Source organism: Faecalicatena contorta, from assembly GCF_021531995.1.
Taxonomy (GTDB): Bacteria; Bacillota; Clostridia; order Lachnospirales; family Lachnospiraceae; genus Dorea_A; species Dorea_A contorta_A.
Genome location: NZ_JAFBIZ010000052.1, coordinates 1 through 20,410, shown reverse-complemented (window position 1 = coordinate 20,410; position 20,410 = coordinate 1). Strand labels below are relative to the sequence as shown.

General features: G+C 44.6%; 18 protein-coding genes. 17 read left to right on the top strand and 1 reads right to left on the bottom strand.

Annotated elements, in window-relative coordinates:
- Positions 1–139 precede the first annotated feature (139 nt).
- The 8 genes from JQM82_RS08485 to hflX all read left to right on the top strand — a co-directional run bounded on the left by JQM82_RS08485 (position 140) and on the right by hflX (position 7,778).
- Positions 140–820 carry a response regulator transcription factor gene (locus JQM82_RS08485; RefSeq protein WP_235249701.1) on the top strand — a complete coding sequence of 227 codons (681 nt, stop codon included), beginning with the start codon at positions 140–142 and terminating at the stop codon, positions 818–820.
- On the top strand, positions 817–2,319 hold the full coding sequence (locus JQM82_RS08480) for a sensor histidine kinase (RefSeq protein ID WP_235249700.1): 1,503 nt from the start codon (positions 817–819) through the stop codon (positions 2,317–2,319). The genes JQM82_RS08485 and JQM82_RS08480 overlap by 4 nt, the downstream gene beginning before the upstream one ends.
- 39 nt (positions 2,320–2,358) lie before the next feature.
- Positions 2,359–2,964 carry an imidazole glycerol phosphate synthase subunit HisH gene (gene hisH / locus JQM82_RS08475; protein WP_235249698.1) on the top strand — a complete coding sequence of 202 codons (606 nt, stop codon included), beginning with the start codon at positions 2,359–2,361 and terminating at the stop codon, positions 2,962–2,964.
- A gap of 23 nt (positions 2,965–2,987) precedes the next feature.
- Positions 2,988–3,749, top strand: a complete 762-nt coding sequence (gene hisF, locus JQM82_RS08470) for an imidazole glycerol phosphate synthase subunit HisF (protein WP_235249696.1) — start codon at positions 2,988–2,990, stop codon at positions 3,747–3,749.
- 18 nt (positions 3,750–3,767) lie between these two features.
- A complete protein-coding gene (locus JQM82_RS08465; protein ID WP_235249695.1) occupies positions 3,768–4,436 on the top strand; it encodes a uracil-DNA glycosylase in 669 nt (222 codons plus the stop codon).
- A 13-nt stretch (positions 4,437–4,449) separates the two neighbouring features.
- Positions 4,450–5,877, top strand: coding sequence for a dihydrolipoyl dehydrogenase (lpdA, locus tag JQM82_RS08460; RefSeq protein ID WP_235249693.1), 1,428 nt, complete (start codon positions 4,450–4,452; stop codon positions 5,875–5,877).
- Between the two features lie 108 nt (positions 5,878–5,985).
- Positions 5,986–6,510, top strand: a complete 525-nt coding sequence (locus tag JQM82_RS08455) for a tetratricopeptide repeat protein (RefSeq protein WP_235249692.1) — start codon at positions 5,986–5,988, stop codon at positions 6,508–6,510.
- 2 nt (positions 6,511–6,512) lie between these two features.
- Positions 6,513–7,778, top strand: a complete 1,266-nt coding sequence (gene hflX / locus JQM82_RS08450; protein WP_235249691.1) for a GTPase HflX — start codon at positions 6,513–6,515, stop codon at positions 7,776–7,778.
- On the opposite strand, the gene JQM82_RS08445 is transcribed toward hflX, so the two are convergent.
- On the bottom strand, positions 7,742–8,584 hold the full coding sequence (locus tag JQM82_RS08445; protein WP_235249690.1) for an AraC family transcriptional regulator: 843 nt from the start codon (positions 8,582–8,584) through the stop codon (positions 7,742–7,744). The genes hflX and JQM82_RS08445 overlap by 37 nt on opposite strands.
- A gap of 180 nt (positions 8,585–8,764) precedes the next feature.
- Between JQM82_RS08445 and dapF the strand changes: the two genes are divergently transcribed.
- From dapF to JQM82_RS08400, 9 genes are all read left to right on the top strand, one after another.
- The gene (gene dapF, locus JQM82_RS08440; protein WP_235249689.1) at positions 8,765–9,622 is read left to right on the top strand and encodes a diaminopimelate epimerase; all 858 of its coding nucleotides are present in this window, start codon (positions 8,765–8,767) and stop codon (positions 9,620–9,622) included.
- A 209-nt stretch (positions 9,623–9,831) separates the two neighbouring features.
- Positions 9,832–13,194 (top strand): helicase-exonuclease AddAB subunit AddB, encoded by a 3,363-nt coding sequence (gene addB, locus JQM82_RS08435; RefSeq protein WP_235249688.1) that lies wholly within the window; start codon positions 9,832–9,834, stop codon positions 13,192–13,194.
- On the top strand, positions 13,191–16,835 hold the full coding sequence (gene addA, locus JQM82_RS08430; protein ID WP_235249687.1) for a helicase-exonuclease AddAB subunit AddA: 3,645 nt from the start codon (positions 13,191–13,193) through the stop codon (positions 16,833–16,835). The genes addB and addA overlap by 4 nt, the downstream gene beginning before the upstream one ends.
- 210 nt (positions 16,836–17,045) lie before the next feature.
- On the top strand, positions 17,046–17,369 hold the full coding sequence (locus JQM82_RS08425) for a PadR family transcriptional regulator (RefSeq protein ID WP_235249686.1): 324 nt from the start codon (positions 17,046–17,048) through the stop codon (positions 17,367–17,369).
- Entirely contained in the window at positions 17,366–18,076 is a 711-nt protein-coding gene (locus tag JQM82_RS08420; protein ID WP_235249685.1) for a DUF1700 domain-containing protein, read from the top strand. The genes JQM82_RS08425 and JQM82_RS08420 overlap by 4 nt, the downstream gene beginning before the upstream one ends.
- A gap of 3 nt (positions 18,077–18,079) precedes the next feature.
- Complete coding sequence (locus JQM82_RS08415) at positions 18,080–18,958, top strand: DUF4097 family beta strand repeat-containing protein (RefSeq protein WP_235249684.1); 879 nt, start codon at positions 18,080–18,082, stop codon at positions 18,956–18,958.
- A gap of 41 nt (positions 18,959–18,999) precedes the next feature.
- The gene (locus JQM82_RS08410; protein WP_235249683.1) at positions 19,000–19,191 is read left to right on the top strand and encodes a PspC domain-containing protein; all 192 of its coding nucleotides are present in this window, start codon (positions 19,000–19,002) and stop codon (positions 19,189–19,191) included.
- A gap of 135 nt (positions 19,192–19,326) precedes the next feature.
- Positions 19,327–19,545, top strand: a complete 219-nt coding sequence (locus tag JQM82_RS08405) for a small, acid-soluble spore protein, alpha/beta type (protein WP_235249682.1) — start codon at positions 19,327–19,329, stop codon at positions 19,543–19,545.
- An 85-nt stretch (positions 19,546–19,630) separates the two neighbouring features.
- Entirely contained in the window at positions 19,631–20,317 is a 687-nt protein-coding gene (locus JQM82_RS08400) for a WecB/TagA/CpsF family glycosyltransferase (RefSeq protein WP_235249681.1), read from the top strand.
- Positions 20,318–20,410 lie beyond the last annotated feature (93 nt).

Here is a 20,410-nt window from a genome sequence, read left to right as displayed (position 1 = left end):
GTATATTATATAGAAGGAACGTTTTGTTTGTCAAGGTTTCTTCTTTATATTATTTCTTTTATTCTATTCACACAAAGGACATATTTTCCTGTTATGATAGAAAAAATGAGACAATAGCGTCAATATGGAGGCGAATCATATGAATAAAGTAAAGATACTGGTAGTGGATGATGAAAGCAGAATGAGAAAACTGGTTCGGGATTTTCTGGAACGGGAAGGATATACGGTTCTGGAAGCAGGCGACGGAATGGATGCGATGAAGATCTTTTATGAAGAAAAGGATATCGCGCTGATCATTCTGGATGTCATGATGCCAAGGATGGATGGCTGGCAGACCTGCAGGGAGATTCGTGAATCTTCGCAGGTTCCGATCATTATGTTGACTGCAAGATCAGAAGAACGAGATGAACTGCAGGGATTTAATCTGGGAGTGGATGAATATATCTCCAAACCGTTCAGCCCGAAGATACTGGTTGCGAGGGTTGGCGCTATCCTGAGACGGACACATGCAAGTGGGGCGGATGAAGAACTGAATGCGGGGGGCATCGTGATTGACAAGGCTGCCCACCAGGTAAGGATTGACGGAAAAGAGATTGAACTGAGCTTTAAGGAATTCGAACTGCTTACGTATTTTGTGGAGAACCAGGGAATCGCATTGTCCAGGGAGAAGATCTTGAATAACGTATGGGATTACGATTATTTTGGCGATGCGAGGACGATTGATACGCATGTAAAGAAGTTGAGAAGCAAGCTTGGAGAAAAAGGTAATTATATTAAGACCATCTGGGGAATGGGGTATAAATTCGAGGTGGAAGCATGATCTCTCTGAAAAAACGTATGGGCAGACATTCTGCAGGGCATTCGATCAAGCATCAGATGATCGCTGTTTTTGTGGGGTTGCTTGCTTGCATGATGCTGGCTCTCCTGGTTATTAATGGAAATTTTCTGGAGCCATATTATATCAGAAATAAACAGGCACAGTTTATCGATATATACGGGAAACTGAATGAGGCGATTGAAAAAGGGACTCTGACGGATAAAAAAGTGGCGAACAGTCTGGTTCATCTGGCAGAAAAAAGCAATACTTCTTTTCTGGTTCTGGACGAAAGCAGCGGAACGGTTTTTACGAATGTGTATGATAAGGATATGCTTAAGAATCAGATGTTTGGGTATCTCCTCAATCAGGCACAAAAAGACAGTAAGGTTCTGAAGTCTACAGATGATTACCGGATCAGTCAGTCCTGGGATCCCTGGAATCAGAATTACTACATTGAGATGTGGGGCTACTTAAGTGACGGGAGTCAGTTTCTGATTCGAAGCCCGTTGGAAGGAATCAGAGAAAGTGCGGCGATATCCAATCGCTTTCTGATCTATATCGGAAGTGTGTTAATTCTGGTGGCTGTGATATTTATCTGGTATTTTTCTAAACGGATTACCGATCCGATTCATGAGCTGGCTCTTTTGTCTGACCGAATGGCTAATCTGGATTTTGATGCGAAGTATACCAGCGGAGGGAAGAATGAGATCGGAGAATTGGGTGAGAACTTCAACCGGATGTCGGAGAAGCTGGAAAGTACGATTTCAGAGCTGAAAAAAGCGAATAACAGCCTGCAAAAAGACATTGAGCAGAAAGAAAAGCTGGAACAGATGCGCAATGAATTTCTTGGTAATGTATCGCATGAACTTAAGACACCGCTGGCACTGATCCAGGGATATGCAGAAGGGCTAAAAGAAGGTGTCAATGAAGATGCACAAAGTCGGGAATTTTACTGTGATGTTATTATGGATGAAGCGATGAAGATGAATCAGATGGTAAAGAATCTTCTGACGCTGAATCAGCTGGAATTCGGAGATGAGGATATTTCATTTGAACGGTTTGACCTTACAGAACTGATCAGAGGTGTTCTCCAGAGTATGGAGATTCTGGCGCAGCAGGCGGGAGCGGAAGTGAATTTTTCCCAGGAATCTTCGATCTATGTGTGGGCGGATGAATTCAAAGTGGAACAGGTAGTGCGCAACTATGTAAGCAATGCATTTCACCATGTGAGAGGTGACAAAGTGGTGGAAGTGAAGATCCTGGCAAATGAAGAAAAGGCGAAAGTCACTGTCTTCAATACGGGTACACCGATTCCGGAAATGGATATCCCTCATATCTGGGATAAGTTTTATAAAGTGGACAAGGCACATACCAGAGAATATGGGGGCAATGGAATCGGTCTTTCGATTGTAAAAGCGATCATGGAATCCTTCCATCAGAAGTATGGAGTGAAGAATTATGAGAACGGTGTTGAATTCTGGTTTGAACTTGATGTAAAATAAAACAATACAGTACCAGATGAAGAAAGGCAGGTTAAGACATTGATTGCAATTATTGATTACGATGCAGGAAACATTAAGAGCGTGGAGAAGGCCATGCAGTTGTTGGGACAGGATGTAACGATTACGAGAGACAGAGAGACAATTCTTAATGCGGATAAGGTGATCCTTCCGGGAGTAGGAGCGTTTGGAGATGCGATGGAAAAGATCCATCAGTATGGGCTTTATGAAGTGATCCATGAAGTAGTCAGGAAGCAGACCCCGTTTCTGGGGATTTGTCTTGGCCTTCAGCTGTTGTTTGAGAGAAGTGATGAGACACCGGGAGTGGAAGGGCTTGGTGTGTTAAAGGGAGAGATCTTACGTATTCCTGAACAGGAAGGCTTAAAGATTCCGCACATGGGATGGAATTCTCTGGAATTTCAGAATAACGGCAGATTATTCAAAGGACTTCCGAAAGATCCTTATGTGTATTTCGTTCATTCCTATTATCTGAAAGCTGAGGATGAAAGTATTGTAACGGCAACGACACAGTACAGTACAACCATCCATGCTTCTGTGGAGCAGGGCAATGTATTTGCCTGTCAGTTCCATCCGGAAAAGAGCAGTGATGTGGGAATTCAGATTCTGAAGAATTTTGTGGAATTATAGACGGAATAGACGGAGGGAAAAGTATGCATACAAAGAGAATTATTCCATGTCTGGATGTGAACAACGGACGGGTAGTAAAAGGTGTGAATTTTGTAGATCTCAGAGATGCCGGGGATCCGGTGGAGATTGGAAAGGCTTATGATAAGGCAGGAGCAGATGAACTTGTGTTTCTGGATATTACTGCATCTTCCGATGCAAGAGAAACTGTGGTAGACATGGTACGCAAGGTTGCAGAGACAGTGTTTATCCCGTTTACGGTTGGCGGAGGAATCCGTACCGTAGATGATTTCAAATCACTTTTGAGAGAGGGCGCGGACAAGATATCGATCAACTCTTCTGCAATCAATACGCCTGAACTGATCTCGGAGGCAGCAGAAAAGTTTGGCAGCCAGTGCGTGGTTGTTGCAATTGATGCCAAGAGGCGGGCAGACGGAAGTGGCTGGAACATCTATAAGAATGGCGGAAGGATTGATGTGGGAATTGATGCGTTGGAATGGGCTGCAAAAGTAGAAAAGCTTGGCGCGGGAGAGATCCTTCTTACGAGTATGGATTGTGACGGAACAAAGGCGGGCTATGACCTGGAACTGACCAGAGCGATTGCCGAAGAAGTGTCGATTCCGGTGATTGCATCCGGAGGAGCCGGAACGCTGGAACATTTTTATGATGCGCTGACAGAAGGAAAGGCGGATGCAGCGCTTGCAGCATCTCTGTTTCATTATAAGGAACTGGAGATCAGGGAAGTAAAAGAATATCTGAGAGGAAGAAACGTGTCTGTGCGTTTGTAGTGATGAAGGGGAAAAGGAATGGCAGCAATTAATAATGACTGGCTGGAGGCTCTCCGGGAAGAATTCAAGAAACCGTATTATAAAAAATTATATGAGACCGTAAATCAGGAATACAAGACCCATCAGGTATTTCCGCCGGCGAATGACATATTTAATGCATTTCATCTGACTCCGCTTCATGAGGTAAAGGCGGTGATCCTGGGACAGGATCCGTATCATAATGTCGGGCAGGCACATGGATTGTGTTTTTCAGTTCAGAAAGGCGTAGATGTTCCTCCTTCCCTTGTGAATATCTATCAGGAACTGCATGACGATCTGGGATGCGCGATTCCAAATCACGGCTGTCTGACGAAATGGGCCAGTCAGGGAGTATTGATGCTGAATACCGTTCTGACGGTGCGGGCACATCAGGCGAATTCACACCGCGGAATTGGATGGGAAGAATTTACCGATGCGGCAATTATGGCACTGAACAGCCAGGATCGTCCGATTGTCTTTATCTTATGGGGAGCTCCGGCACAGCGGAAAGAACGGATGCTGACGAATCCGAATCACCTGATTCTGAAAGCACCACATCCGAGTCCGTTGTCTGCATACAGAGGATTTTTTGGAAGTAAACCATTCAGTCAGGCCAATGCATTCCTGAAAGAGCATGGGGTAGAACCGATCGACTGGCAGATCGACTAGAGGGGGAAATGGTATGGAAAAGCAATATGATCTTGTGATTATCGGAGCAGGACCCGGCGGTTATGTGGCAGCAAAAAAAGCGGCAAAGCTGGGTATGAAGGTTGTGATCATTGATAAAGGAGAGATTGGAGGCACCTGCATTAACAGGGGATGTATTCCGACGAAGGCACTGGTACATGCCGCAACGTTGTATCATGAGATGAAAGAATGTGAAAAATTTGGATTGACGGCGGAAAAAGTAGGGTTTGATCTCCAGAAGATCTTTGAGTATAAAGATGGTTCTGCTGCAAAGATGCGGGAAGGACTTGAAAAAGAATTTGCGGATCTGGGGATTACCGCAGTTCGTGGATCGGCAACCATCCAGAGTGATCGAAAGGTGCGGGTCGTTACACCGTCGCGGGAAACGGCATATTATACAGGCAGGTACATATTGATCGCGACGGGAGCAAAGGCACGTATGGTAGATATTCCTGGAATGGAACTTCCGGGTGTTATGACCAGTGAGGAACTTCTGACCTCCAATGAGAGCCGGTATAAACGTCTGCTGATCCTGGGAGGCGGTGTGATCGGAATTGAACTTGCAACCGTATTTAATGCGTTGGGAAGTGATGTGACGATTGTGGAATTATCTGATCGACTGCTTCCGAACATGGATGTAGAGTTCTCGGATACATTGGAAGAGATACTGTCCGGAAGAGGAATTCATATATATAAAGAGAGTATTCTTGAAAAGGTAAAGCAGACAGAACAGGGACTGGAGTGCCGTTATGTATACCGGGGAATCAATCAGCAGAAGGAAGTGGACGCTGTTCTGGTATCGGTAGGAAGAACAGCCAATACAGAAGGGTTGTTTGATCCGGATGTTTCGATCCGGACGGAAAATGGAAGGATCGTTGTCGATGATTTTTATATGACCAGCATGAAAGGAGTCTATGCGATCGGGGATGTGATCGGAGGAATTCAACTGGCACATGTAGCATCTGCGCAGGCTACTTACGTGGTGGAACGTATGAATGATCTTCAGCCGTCCGTTATCATCGAGATGGTTCCAAGCTGTCTGTTTACACCAATATCGATCGTTCCAAGCTGCCTTTATACAGATCCGGAGATTGCATCTGTGGGAATTACGGAGGAAAATGCAAGGAAGAAAGGTATTCCGCTTCGATGTGGAAAGTATGTGATGGATGTGAACGGACAGGCAGTGATCTCACAGGAAAAGCATGGATTTATCAAGCTTTTATTTGCTGCGGACAGTGATGTGCTTCTTGGAGCACAGATGATGTGTGAGCGGGCAACAGATATGATCGGTGAAATGGCGACTGCGATCGCGAATAGTTTGACATCTGCACAGCTGATGTATGCGATGCGGGCACATCCTACATTTAATGAAGCGATTTCCTGTGCAGTTGAAAATAGCCGGGAAGATCGCAGACGTTGGTAGTCAGCTTATAATAATACACATAACAGATATTGAAAATTGTGTATTATGAGGCAGGGTAACCTGCCTTGTTTTATGTAGCAGGAATGTAAATTGCAGAAAGGGAAAAAGATGGAACGTATAAAATGTGTATTACTTACAGTTATTGCAGCAGTATTGGTGTTCGGCTGTGGGAAAAATCCTGCAAAGCAGGGAGTAGACTATCTGGAAGATGGAGAATATAAGAAAGCGGTAGAACAGTTCGAGGAGGCAATTGAGAAGGAGAAAAACGTGGGAGATGCCTATCGTGGAATCGGAATCGCAAAGTGGGAGATGGAAGATTATGAAGGGGCGTGTGAGGCATTTAAAAACGCACTGGAGAATGATGCGGAAAAAACGGGCACGATTTATAATTTCCTTGGAAGCTGTGAACTGAAACTGGACCATCCGGAGAAGGCATTGAATTATTACAATCTGGCACTTGAGGATGAGGATAACAGTGAGGAGATGGAACAGGAGATCCGTTATAATATCATTGCGGCCTATGAGCAGACAGGAGACTGGGAAAGTGTGAAGGTAAAGCTTGAGGAATATCTGGAAGATTATCCGGATGATGAGGATGCAAAAAAAGAAGCGGAATTTCTGGAGACAAGATAATTATGGCACATATGATTGATTTGGAAAAAGAAAAAGAGAAAGTGATTCTGGTGGGGGTAAGCTTATCCGACCAGGATGATACCCTGCAGTCTCTGGAGGAACTGAAGGATCTGGCATCCACAGCGGGGGCGGAAACGGTTGGAATATTGATTCAGAACAGGGAACAGATCCATCCGGGAACTTACGTTGGTAAGGGAAAATTACAGGAACTGAAGGATCTGATCTGGGAACTTGAGGCAACCGGAATTATCTGTGATGATGAATTGTCACCGGCACAGATGAAAAATCTCCAGGATGAACTGGATGCGAAGGTGATGGATCGTACGCTTGTAATACTGGATATCTTCGCTTCACGCGCATCCACCAGCGAGGGAAAGATCCAGGTAGAACTTGCACAGCTTAAGTATCAGCAGACCAGACTTACCGGGTGGGGAACAGCTATGTCCAGACTGGGTGGTGGAATCGGTACGAGAGGCCCCGGAGAAAAGAAACTGGAGATGGATCGAAGGCTGATCAAGAACAGGATTGCTCAGCTGAACCGTGAACTGAAGGATGTGAAAAGGCATCGGGAAGTGACAAGAGAACAGCGGAGTAAAAGCCGTGTCCCGGTGGCGGCAATTGTGGGATATACGAATGCGGGAAAGTCTACGCTTTTAAATACACTGACGGGAGCCGGAATTCTGGCGGAAGATAAGCTGTTTGCTACACTGGATCCGACGACAAGGGAACTGAAGCTTCCAAGCGGTCAGTCGATTCTTCTTACGGATACCGTAGGTTTTATCCGCAAGCTGCCGCATCATCTGATCGAGGCTTTTCGCAGTACGCTGGAGGAAGCCAAATATGCAGACCTGATTCTGCATGTGGTAGATGCCTCCAATCCGCAGATGGATGAACAGATGTATGTTGTATATGAGACTCTGCAGAATCTGGGAGTGACAGATAAGCCGGTCATCACCGTATTCAACAAACAGGATAAAGCAGAGAATGAATGGAATGTAAGAGATTTTCATGCGGATTATACGGTAAAGATATCTGCAAAGACGGGTGGGGGAATCCAGGAGCTTTTAAAGACGATCGAGGCGGTACTCAGACAGCAGAAAATCGCCATAGAAAGTCTATATTCATATCAGGAAGCCGGAAAGATACAGCTGATCCGAAAGTATGGAGAGCTTCAGGAAGAAGAGTACAGAGAAGAAGGCATCTTTGTAAGGGCATACGTATCTCCGGAACTCTATGAAAGAGTCAGAGTATCCCGGGGGGATTCCTGAAACAGTCGTTTGTAGGCTCTGGAAAATGTCGAATAATCTTTAAAGCCACAGTCGTAACATACCTGTGTAACAGCTTCACCGGATAAAATCAATTCTTTTGCGAGCAGGAGCCGTTTCTGGGAGATGTATTGTCCCAGTGTATAGCCGGTCTCCTGCTTGAATAATCTCATCATATAGTATTTGCTGATATAGAATCTGTCAGCAATCGTATCGATCGTGAGGTCTTCGCTCAGATTTTCGTTGATATAGCAAAGAATGTCCTGAATCTTCGTATTGCAGATGTCCGTATCAATGAACTCCAGCCGGTTTTTTCTTGCGGCGCGGTTCAGATGGATCATGAATTCAAGAAACATGACCTGGCGATACAGATCTGCGGCATAGCCTTCGTCTGAAAAAGATGCTTCCAGACGGGTGATGGTACGCAGAAGAGAGCTTTTTTCGGGTGTGGCGATGCGAAGAACGTTGGAATGTTCAGCTTCAGCTTTCTGAAAACAATAACTCAGATCATAGGAATCAGTTTGGTAGGCGTCTATAAAATTAGGAGATATGTAGACGATGATCCTTTCATATGGAACTGTGTTGTCAACGGTCAGACGGTGGATATCATTGTGTTTGACCAGTACGATATCGTATGGTTTCAGCTCATATGATTTCCCTTCAATCGTATAGACGACATGCCCACGGATGAAGATGGTGATCTTGTCGAAATCATGATAATGATATTCGACTTCCCGGGTATCTTTGTCTGTCAGATGAAATAACCGGAACTCGCTGTTCAGATATCCTTTTTTACTGTACTGATCCATGGGAATGCTCCTTTCACTTTCCGGAATGCGTTTTTACTTTCTTTATAGTAACGCAAGATGGCATGATTTGCAATATTATCAGCATTATTTGCCTTGAAACGGGAAATGTTGCCTGATATCATGTGATTAGATGAACAGGGGATACTGCGCGGCAGGAAACTGAGACGATGGAGGTATGTTATGAAGGTTGTATTAGAGAGATATCATGGGCTTGGTAATGATTATATCGTATTTGATCCGAATAAAAACGAACTGGAACTGACACCGGAAAATGTAAAAATGATCTGTGACCGTAACGAGGGACTTGGGGCAGACGGTATCCTGGAGGGACCGATTCTTCAGGAGAAAGGAATGTATGTAAAGGTATGGAATCCGGATGGCAGTGAATCAGAGACCAGTGGAAATGGAGTTCGCATCTTTGCAAAATATCTGAAAGATGCATCTTATGTTCAGAAAAAGAGTTTTAAATTATATACCGGCAATGGACCTGTTGAAGTAACCTTCTTAAACGAGGATGGAAGCCGTCTAAGAGTGTCCATGGGAAAACTTTCTTTCTGGAGCGATGATATTCCGGTGACTGGAGAGAGAAGAGAAGTGATCAATGAAGATATGGTGTTTGGAAGAACACTGTATCCGGTTACCTGTGTATCGATCGGTAATCCGCATTGTGTGATTCCGATGCGGGAGATCTCAAAACCTCTGGTATGCAAGATCGGTGATTATTCCGAGATTGCAAGATATTTTCCAAATCGTATCAACACACAGATCATGAAGGTGATCGATAAAGAGCATATTGCGATTGAGATCTACGAAAGAGGAGCCGGCTATACAAGGGCATCCGGAACAGGCGCATGTGCGGCAGCAGGAGTTGCATATAAGCTTGGAATGACGAATAATAAAGTGATCGTCCATATGTCTGGCGGAGATCTGCAGGTGGAAGTGGAGGATGACTGGAGTGTCTATATGACCGGTGATGTGTTCTATGTTGCAAAAATGACATTGAGTAATGAATTTGCAGAGAAACTCAGGGCATTATAAAGTCTGGGCATCACATGTCCGGTCAAAGGAATACTATGTTAATATAATATCAATAATACCGGCAGTGTTTCAGCCAGCAGAAGAGTGGCATGCACTGCCGTTTTTTATGTGTCCGGGGAAGGGAAAGGGACGATCAGAATCTGTCATTGTGGTCGGAAAAAGAAAATGTTAAAATAGACCTGATCTTGTATGTTTTCAGGAGGAGTTTTATGCCGTTACAATTTATTTTCGGACCGTCGGGTTCAGGAAAATCAACATATTTATATCAGCATGTGATCGAAGAATCCATGCGCTTTCCGGAACGCAATTATATTGTTCTTGTGCCGGAGCAGTTTACCATGCAGACGCAGAAAGATCTGGTGATGATGCATCCGAAGCATGGGATTATGAATATCGATGTACTGAGTTTTGGGCGACTGGCATATCGTGTGTTTGAAGAGACGGGAGGAGAGACACTTCCGGTTCTGGATGATGAAGGAAAAAACCTGATCCTTCGTAAGATCGCAGCAGATTATGAGGACGAATTAAAAGTCCTGCGCGGCAATATGAAGAAGCTTGGTTATGTCAGTGAGGTAAAATCTGTTATCTCTGAATTTACGCAATACGATATTCGGGAAGAAGAGCTGGAACATATGATGGAGTCTGTGGGGAAAGATTCCAGACTATACTATAAATTAAATGATATCCGCATCCTTTACAGAGGGTTTCAGGCTTATCTTGAGAAAAAATATATTACGAAAGAAGAACTCCTGGATGTACTGAGCCGCGTGGTGGAACGTTCGGAGATCCTGAAGAACAGTACGGTGGTGCTGGATGGGTTTACCGGATTTACACCGGTTCAGAATCGTCTGCTTCTGCAATTGTTCATACATTGCCGCAAGGTGATGATCACGGTAACAATGGATGAGCGGGAAAATCCATATTCTTACCGCCATCCATATCAGCTGTTTGCACTGAGCAAGCAGATGGTGACGACTCTGATACAGCTTGCAAAAGAAAAGAAGATCGCGATAGAAGATCCGGTCTGCTTATATGACAGACCCGTATATCGATTTCGTGAGAATGAGCCGCTTGCGTTTCTTGAGCGTAATCTGTTTCGTTATGACAGCGACATGTACGGAAAGCCACAGGATTCTGTCAGGATTCATGTTGCGAGAAATCCAAAAGAAGAAGCGGAAGCTGTGGCGGAGGGAATCCGGAGACTGGTTAGAAAAGAAGGAATCAGATATCGTGATATCGGTGTGATCGTCAGCAGTATGGATGTATATGGAGATTATCTGGAACGGGCATTTTCCATGTATGAGATTCCGGTATTTATGGATCATAAAAGAAGTATTCTGCTGAATTCCTTCGTGGAATATATCCGAAGTCTTCTGAATATGGCAGAGCAGAATTTTTCGTATGAAAGTGTTTTCCGGTTTTTACGCACGAATCTTGCAGGATATACTTTTGATGAAGTGGATGAACTGGAAAATTATGTGATCGGTCTGGGGATTCGCGGATATAAAAACTGGCAGAAAAGATGGATCCGCCGGTTGAAGGGAATGAAAGAAGAAGAACTGGAACACCTGAATCATTCCCGTGTAATGCTGGTTGAAAAGGTGGATGCGCTCATGTATGTGCTGAAGCAAAAGCAGAAAACAGTACGTGATATTACAGTGGCAGTCTATGAATTTATGGTGAAAGAGAATCTTCAGGACAGACTGACCAGACAGGAAGAAGCGTTTCAAAAAGCCGGAGAACTTGCCCTGGCAAAGGAATATGCCCAGGTCTATCGGATCGTGATTGAATTGTTTGACAAGTTTGTAGAACTTCTTGGGGATGAGAAGGTTTCTCTGGATGAATATTGTAAATTGCTGGATGCCGGTCTTGAAGAAGCCCGTGTGGGAGTGATCCCGCCGAGCACCGATCAGGTAGTGGCAGGAGATATGGAGCGTACCAGATTAAAAGATATTAAGGCACTGTTCTTTGTGGGGGCGAATGATTCTCAGCTTCCGGGATCTCTGCTTCGGACGGGACTTTTGTCTGAGAGGGACCGGGAAAGATTTGCCAGAGAGAAACTTCCTTTGTCTCCGGGAGGAAAAGAAAAAGCGTATGTACAAAAGTTTTATCTGTATATGAATCTGACGAAACCTTCGGAAAGACTGGAAATCTATTACAGTAAGGTATCCTCAGAGGGGAAGAGTATGCGTCCTTCTTATCTGGTACAGGAACTGAAAAAGCTGTATCCGGCCCTTGTTCAGGAAGAGGAAGAAGACAAGACGCTGGAAGACCATGAATTTACGGAAAAACAGGGAATTGAATATCTGATCCGGGGATTCCAGAGAGGATATGAGGCAATGGATCAGGTGTGGCAGGAGCTGTACACCTGGTATAAAAAGAATCCAAAATGGCAGCAGAAGATAGAGGCGCTTCTGAATGCCGGATATTACAGGTGCCCGGCAGACGGACTGACAGAAGCCGTGGCAAAGAAGCTGTATGGGGAACATTTTGAAACCAGTATTACACGTATGGAAAAATATGCTTCCTGTGCATATGCGCATTTTCTTGCATATGGATTGCAGCTGAGTGAGCGTCAGGAATATGAGTTCCAGGCAGTTGATCTGGGGAATGTCTGTCACAGTGCACTGGAACAATATTCCAGAAGGGCAGCAGCGGAGCCGGAAGGATGGATCGGCATATCTGAAGAAAAGAGAAAACAGATGATTGATGAGAGTGTGGATGTGGCGATTACAGATTACGGAAATTCCGTACTCTATAGTTCTGCAAGAAATGAATACATGATCATGCGTATGAAACGGATGCTGGAGCGTACGGTATGGGCTCTGACAGAACAGCTTAAGGCAGGAGATTTTCATCCGGAAGCTTATGAAATGCGATTTTTGGGAGGTAAGATTGACCGGATTGATACATGCGAGGATGGAGATAAGATCTATCTGAAAGTTATGGATTACAAGACCGGAAGCAAGTCATTCGATGTGGTGGCTCTGTATCATGGGCTTCAGCTTCAACTGATGGTTTATATGGAAGCAGCGGTGCAAAATGAGAGCAGGAGACATCCTGAGAGAGAAATCATTCCGGCCGGTGTGTTTTACTACCGGATACAGGATCCACTGGTGGAGCAGCAGGAAGAACAGCTGGAGAATGCAATTTTAAAAGCATTGAAGCCGGATGGAATCATGAATCTGAGTGAAGAGTCGCTTGCACATCTGGAACACCGAAAAGAGGGAGAGTCGCTTGCGGTTCCCATCAGATACAATAAAAATGGAAGTCTGGCAAAAAGCTCCAGAGTGGCTTCGGACGAAGAGTTCCGGGCGATGATGTCTTATGCAGTGCAAAAGGTCGAAGAATCCAGAAGAAAGATATTAAGCGGAGATACGCTTCCGTCTCCTTATCTGAGAGGTCAGGAGACGGGATGTGATTACTGCCCGTACAGGCATGTGTGTGGATTTGACCGGAAGATACCGGGATATGAATACCGTGACATCGGTAAAACAAGCAAGGAAGAGGCAATGGCCGCTATGATCAGAGCGCGGCAGGGACAGCAGGAGAAAGGAGACGGACAGGCATGAGTGTGACTTGGACAAAAGAACAGCAGAAGGTCATTGACCTGAGAAAACGGAATATCCTGGTCTCCGCCGCAGCTGGTTCGGGAAAGACGGCTGTGCTGGTAGAACGTATCATAGCGATGCTTACCAGAGACCGGGAGCCGGTTGATGTAGATCGCCTGCTGATCGTGACATTTACAGAGGCGGCGGCTGCAGAGATGAAAGAAAGAATCCGGAATGCGATTGAGAAAAAACTGGAGGAATATCCACAGGATGAACACCTTAAGCAACAGGCAACACTCATCCACAATGCACAGATCACTACAATTCACAGCTTCTGTCTGTCAGTGATCAGAGATCATTTTCCGGCGATCAGTATTGATCCGGGATTCCGGGTTGGAGAAGAGGGAGAATTAAAGCTTCTTCGTCATGATGTTCTGGAAGAGATACTGGAAGAAAAATATCAGGAGGCTGATCAGCGATTCCTGGATTTTACAGATGCTTATGGCAGCGGAAAGAGTGATAAAAAGATTGAGGAACTGATCCTTAAGATCTATGAATTTTCCAGAAGCTATCCGGATGCTGACGGATGGCTGGATTCCTGTGTGAGTGCCTATGAGGTGGAGACGGTTTCAGAGCTGGAGAATAGTCCGGGAATCCGGATCGTGATGAACAACGTAAGAATCTATCTGGAAGATGCGAAAGCTATGGTGGAACAGGGACTCATGATATGTCAGTCAGAAGACGGACCGATGGTTTATGAGAACGCACTTCTCAATGACCATCAGCTGGTCGAAGAACTTCTTGGTATAGGACAATATAGACACCTGTCGGAAAAAATGCAGAAGATCAATTGGGTGAGGCTGGCTCCGCTTCGGGATAAAAGTGTATCTGAAGAAAAAGCAGAACAGGTAAAACTGATTCGTGAAGAGGTAAAAGGTGTGATTAAAAGTCTGGCCCAGCAGTATTTTTATCAGGATCCACAGGCGATGATCCGCAATCTCAAAGCATGCTATCCTGCGGTACTTGAACTGACCGGTCTGGTGAAACAGTTTGCAGAGCGGTTTGAGCAGAAGAAGCGGGCCCAGAATATGATCGATTTTTCAGATATGGAACAGTATGCACTTCAGATACTGACCCGAAAAACATATGAAGGTCTGGTCCCTTCTGCAATTGCGGAAGAGTACCAGCAGCAGTTTTTGGAAATCATGATTGATGAATATCAGGACAGTAATCTGATTCAGGAAACGATACTGAACAGTATCTCAACCTGCAGAGTGGGCAGATATAATGTATTTATGGTTGGAGATGTCAAACAGAGCATCTATCGGTTCCGGCTTTCCAGACCGGAACTGTTCCTTGAGAAATTTAACACCTATGATGTAGAAGACAGCCTGACACAGAGGATTGATCTTCATAAAAACTTTCGAAGCCGCAAAGAGGTACTTGAAAGTGTAAACGATATCTTCCGTCAGATTATGACAAAGAATCTGGGTGGAATCGTATATGACGATCAGGCGGCATTGTATCCGGGTGCAGAGTATCCCGCGGGAGAACATCTGGATACGGAAGTTCTGGTGATTGACCGTGATGTTGATGCATGGGAAGAGGAGCTGGAGACAGAATCTGCAGCATCAGATACGGATAACCGGAATATGTCCGCGAGAGAATTAGAGGCAAGGGCGATTGCAGGACGGATCCGGACCCTGATTCGGGAACAGAAGGTGGTAGACAAGAAAACAGGAAAGCTTCGTCCGGCAAGGTATTCGGATATTGTAATTCTTACCAGAAGTATCCGTGGATATGCAGACGTATTTACTGAGGTGCTCAGCCGTGAAGGGATTCCGGCATGCGCAGGCACCAGAGAAGGATATTTTGGAACTCAGGAGATCGGAGTGATTCTGGATTACCTGCGTGTTCTGGATAATCGGAAGCAGGATATTCCGTTTGCGGCAGTGCTGACTTCTCCGGTCGGTGGTCTGTCAGAGGAAGAACTGGCAGTCATAAGAAGCTTTGACAGAGATGTGCCATTCTATCAGGCTGCGTCAGAGTACCGGATGAATGGTACACAAAAACAGATCCGGGAAAAGCTGGAAAGATGTCTGGGGCAGATGGAGCGGTTCCGGATAGTTGTTCCATATACACCTATGCATGAGCTTTTGTGGAAGATATTGGAAGAAACCGGGTATGGAGACTTTGTATCCGCCATGCCTGGAGGAGGCCAGAGGCGCGCGAACCTTGAGATGCTGATTGAGAAAGCCAGAGCCTTCGAAAGTACTAGCTACAAAGGACTGTTCCATTTTATAAGATACATTGAACAGCTTCAGAAGTACGACGTGGATTATGGTGAGGCAAGCATGAAAGATGAACAGTCGGATACGGTGCGGATTATGACGATCCACAAAAGTAAGGGACTGGAGTTCCCGATCGTGATCGTGGCAGGCATGGGAAAACGCTTTAATCTTCAGGACGCCAGAAGCAGTGTGGTATTGCATGCCGGGCTGGGAATCGGGCTGGATGCGGTGGATCTGGAACGCAGAACAAAAAGTCCGGGGATCATAAAAAAGATAATTCAGAAAGAGGAAGTACTGGACAGTCTGGGAGAGGAGCTGCGTGTACTTTATGTTGCTTTTACCAGGGCAAAAGAAAAGCTGATTCTTACAGGAACACTTTCCAATGTAAAAAAGAAAATGGAAGATTATGGGATGGCCCGCTGGCAGGGAGGAAAAGAACTGACATTTGAACGTCTGAGTACGGCATCTTCTTACTGGGACTGGGTGCTTCCGGCGCTTCTGAGACTGCAGATGGACAGCCCGATTACATTTCAGATTCTGACGATAGAGGACATCGTTGAAGAAGAGGTAGAAGAAGAGGCTGTTGCGAGGATGACGAAAGAGGTGTTGGAACACTGGGATACGGACAGAGTATATGATCAGGAAGCCGCTTGGAAGATACAGGAACAGTTCAGTTATGAATATCCGTACGCAACCGGCTCTTCGCAGAAATTGAAATATACGGTATCTGAATTAAAGAAACGGGCTTATGCAATGGAACAGCCGGCAGAATCCGATGAAGAACAGGGAGAGCTTCTGTATGAGGAACCGGAAGCTGTTCCGCTGATTCCGGGATTCCTTCAGGAGACAGAAGAACTGACCGGTGCTTCCAGAGGAACGGTTTACCATCGCGTGATGGAATTGTTGGAGTTCTCTGAAGTATACGATGAGGCAGCACTGAACCAGCAGCTGAAACGATACGTGGAAACTGGAAAGATGACGCAGGATATGGCAGATTGTATCGGAGTAAAAGATATCCTGTACTTTTTGAATACGCAGACGGGACAGAGAATGAGATGCGCTGCCGGCCGGAAACGATTGCGAAAGGAGCAGCCATTTGTACTGGGAGTGGATGCGGATGAACTGTATCCGGGAGAGAAAAGTGGAGATCTGATTCTGGTACAGGGAATCATCGATGTATATTTTGAAGAAGATGATGGACTGATAGTTCTGGACTATAAGACTGATAAAATCTATGATGCGAAAAAACTGGCAGACAGGTATCGAGCACAGCTGGATTATTATGCAAAGGCACTGACACAGATGACCGGAAAGCCTGTAAAGGAAAAGATCATCTATTCATTTACCATGAAAAAAGAGATATTTCTATAAAAAAGGACAGGATGAAAGAATTCGGATTCATCCTGCCCTTTTTTTGATGTAACAGAGGGCGCAATCTATATATAAATATTTTCTCAAAGAAAATATAATATATGTTGACAAAATATATTATACGACATATAATATAGCTAGCAAAATAATATTATTTGAATATGTAATATGTTTTGAAAGAGCAGCATAATCTGAGAAAGGAGTGAGCTTATGGTATTCAATGCCGGAGCTGCCCTGTTGGATGCGATTGTACTGGCAGTTGTGTCCCGGGAAGTGGAAGGAACGTATGGATATAAGATTACGCAGGATGTAAGACGGGCGATAGATGTATCTGAATCGACGTTATATCCAGTGCTCAGAAGGCTTCAGAAGGATGAATGTCTGGAAGTGTATGACCGGCAGTTTGACGGTCGGAACCGCAGGTACTATAAAGTTACAGAACGGGGAAGAGCACAGTTGAATTTATATGAGTCAGAGTGGAAAAACTATACAAAGAAGATTAATGAGTTGTTTGAGGGAGGTGCAGATGCATGACTCGCGTAGAATTTATGACAGAACTGGCAGCACTGCTGCAGGATGTACCGGAATATGAACGTGTGGATGCAATGAAATATTATAATGATTATTTTGACGATGCGGGAGAAGAAAATGAACAGGAGGTGATCCGCGAGCTGGAAAGTCCTGCAAAGGTTGCAGCCAATATTAAGGCGGATATAAGCGGACAGGCAGAGAATACTGTGGAGAATCCTGTGGTGGAGTATCCGAAGGGATCAAAAGAGAGCGAAGAGAAAGCGCAGGAAGGATATCAGTATCAATATCAGGAGGCGGAACAGGATCAGAGAACAAGCCGGCCGGATGCAAAGACAAGCAGGGGACTGAAGATTCTTCTGATCATTGCGATCATTCTCGTTGCGGCACCAGTTGCCATACCGCTGCTTTTGGGAATTGTGGCAGTAATATTAGGGTGTCTGGCAGCAGTATTCTGTATCTTTATTGCAATTGTGGTTGCATTTGCCGCAATTACAGTTGCAGGAGTGACACTGATATGTACCGGTATCTTCAGCATGATTCCGACAATCGCAGTAGGGCTTGCTCTGTTTGGAACAGGGCTTATCCTGACGGTAATCGGGGTGATTGGGACGATTGCCGGGTTCAGACTCTGTACGATTGTATTTCCGGGCATCATCAGGGGAATTGTGTGGTTGTGTCGTTTGCCATTTCACAGAAAGGCGGTGGCTTAAGTTATGAAAAAAGGGTGGAAAATATTCTGGATCGTATGCGGTGTTACCGCGGCAGTAGGACTTATATGCTGTATTGTTTCGCTTATGATGGGAGTTACAACAGAGATGATTGAAGAACGGTTTCCGAACGGGATCGGTTGGATCAAAGAAGATGATCACAGGGACAGCGACGACAACGATGGTGCCGGATCCGACACAGAATCAGATATTTTGGCATCTGATTCCGTGCAGAGATACAGCAATATCAGGGAGATTGAAGGCGAATTATTTGCCGGTAATATAGTTGTGACAGTTGTGGATGATACAGAGATTACCGTAGAGACAAAGGGAGTCAGTGAACGGCTTGGATTTTATTCTTATGAGGAAGATGGAACGTTATATCTGGAGACAAAGAAGAATCTGAAGCAGTGGAGTAATATGAATGTAGGGACAATTATTGTCTCTATTCCGCGGGATATGATTTTTGAAGAGGTTTCTCTGGATATAGGAGCAGGAAAGATGGAGCTGGAATCCATCTGTGCCAACAGCTTTTCCGTTGATGCCGAAGCCGGTGAAGTCAATATTCAGTATTTTGATGCCCGCGATGCAGAGATTAGCTGTGGAGCAGGAAGTGTTACAGCATATGGAAGAATATCAGAAGAGATGGATATGGAATGCGGGATCGGTCAGATCAGTCTCACAATGGACGGATGTGAAAATGATTACAATTATGATATAAGCTGTGGAGTCGGAGAGATTGTATGCGGAGACAGACACTATTCGGGAATCGGTCATGATGATTATGTCAATAACGGAGCCGGAAAAGAGATGAGCCTGGAGTGTGGAATCGGACAGATCAAGATTGATTTTCGGGAAATAGAAGAAAGTCATCACGGATTATAAGGTCAGGGTATTCATGTACAGAGAAAAGAGGAGAAAACAATATGGAACAGAAACGATTATATCGATCAAGAGACAACAGGATGATCTGTGGAGTATGTGGAGGATTAGCGGAGTATTTTAATGTGGATCCAACATTAGTCAGACTTGCAACAGTGCTGGTTGCATGCATGGTGGGATCGGGAATTCTCGCATATATCATTGCGGCGATTATTATTCCGGATCAGCCGTTCTGATAAAAGCGAGAAGCGTCAGACTATACAGGAGTCTTTGGAAGATGAGGTAATAAGACCTGGATATCTTCCAAAGGCTCTTTTTGTATATTCTTCAGGAAAAAGGAAATACTTACTTAAAACGAAAGGGGTATCAATATGGCAGCAAATAAAGAAAAGCCCGTCAAACTGGATGAACTGACGCAGGAAGAAAAGATGAAATATGAAATTGCAGATGAACTGGGACTGTTGGATCTGGTCCTTCAGGAAGGATGGAAGTCTCTTTCGTCAAAAGAAACCGGAAGAATCGGAGGGTTGATGACGAAGAGAAGACGGGAAATGCAAAATCATGACAAAAATATTACGAATGTTAATTAGTGTGAATATTTAATCCAAATAGTTGAAAACAGAATATTCATTTGCTATAATCGAAAAACTGGTAATACTATTGGCAGGTGAAGATATGGACAACAGGATTAATATATTGGATATGGAGATAGAAGCCTGTTCTGCAAAGGAAGCTATGAAAAGATCCATGGAATATCTGGTATCCGATCCCGTAAATATTGTGGAATTTGTAACGATAGACAGTCTGATGCGGATGGACGATCTGCCGGAATTAAAGGAGAAAGTTGGAGAATTCGACCTGGTTCTGGCCGGAAATAAGACGATTCTGGAGGCGGCTGATATTTCGGATCGCAAGTACCTTCAGGAGACGGGAAAACAGGTATTTCTTAAAATGTTTATGAGATATCTCCATAAGAATCATAAGAGAGTGTATCTTCTGGTTGAGTCGGAAGAAGAAGGACAATCGGTTTATAATTGTCTGCAGCATTCTTATGGAGGAATGCAGATCATCGGGCTGGCAAAGGTCTCTGCACAGAATCGGGCAGATGATATGCTGGTAAATGCGATTAATGGTGGAGAGGTTGATTGTGTAATTTCAGCACTGTCTTCGCCGCTTCAGGAAGAGTTTATTGTCAGGAACAGACAGCTTCTGGATATCAGAATATGGATGGGAGTGGGAAAGTCGGTTTCGTTTACCGGAGATGTATCTCTTGGACATGGGCCGATCGCTCAATTTTTTTTACGTCATATTCTGAAGCGAGAACTGGAAAAGAGAAAAAGAACAGATTCAATTTCAGGCTGAATCATAAGAAAAAAATAAGAAATTACTTTTCGTCACTATGTACATGCTGAAAAACATGTATTTTCTGTGAAAACATGAGGAAATCAACAAAAA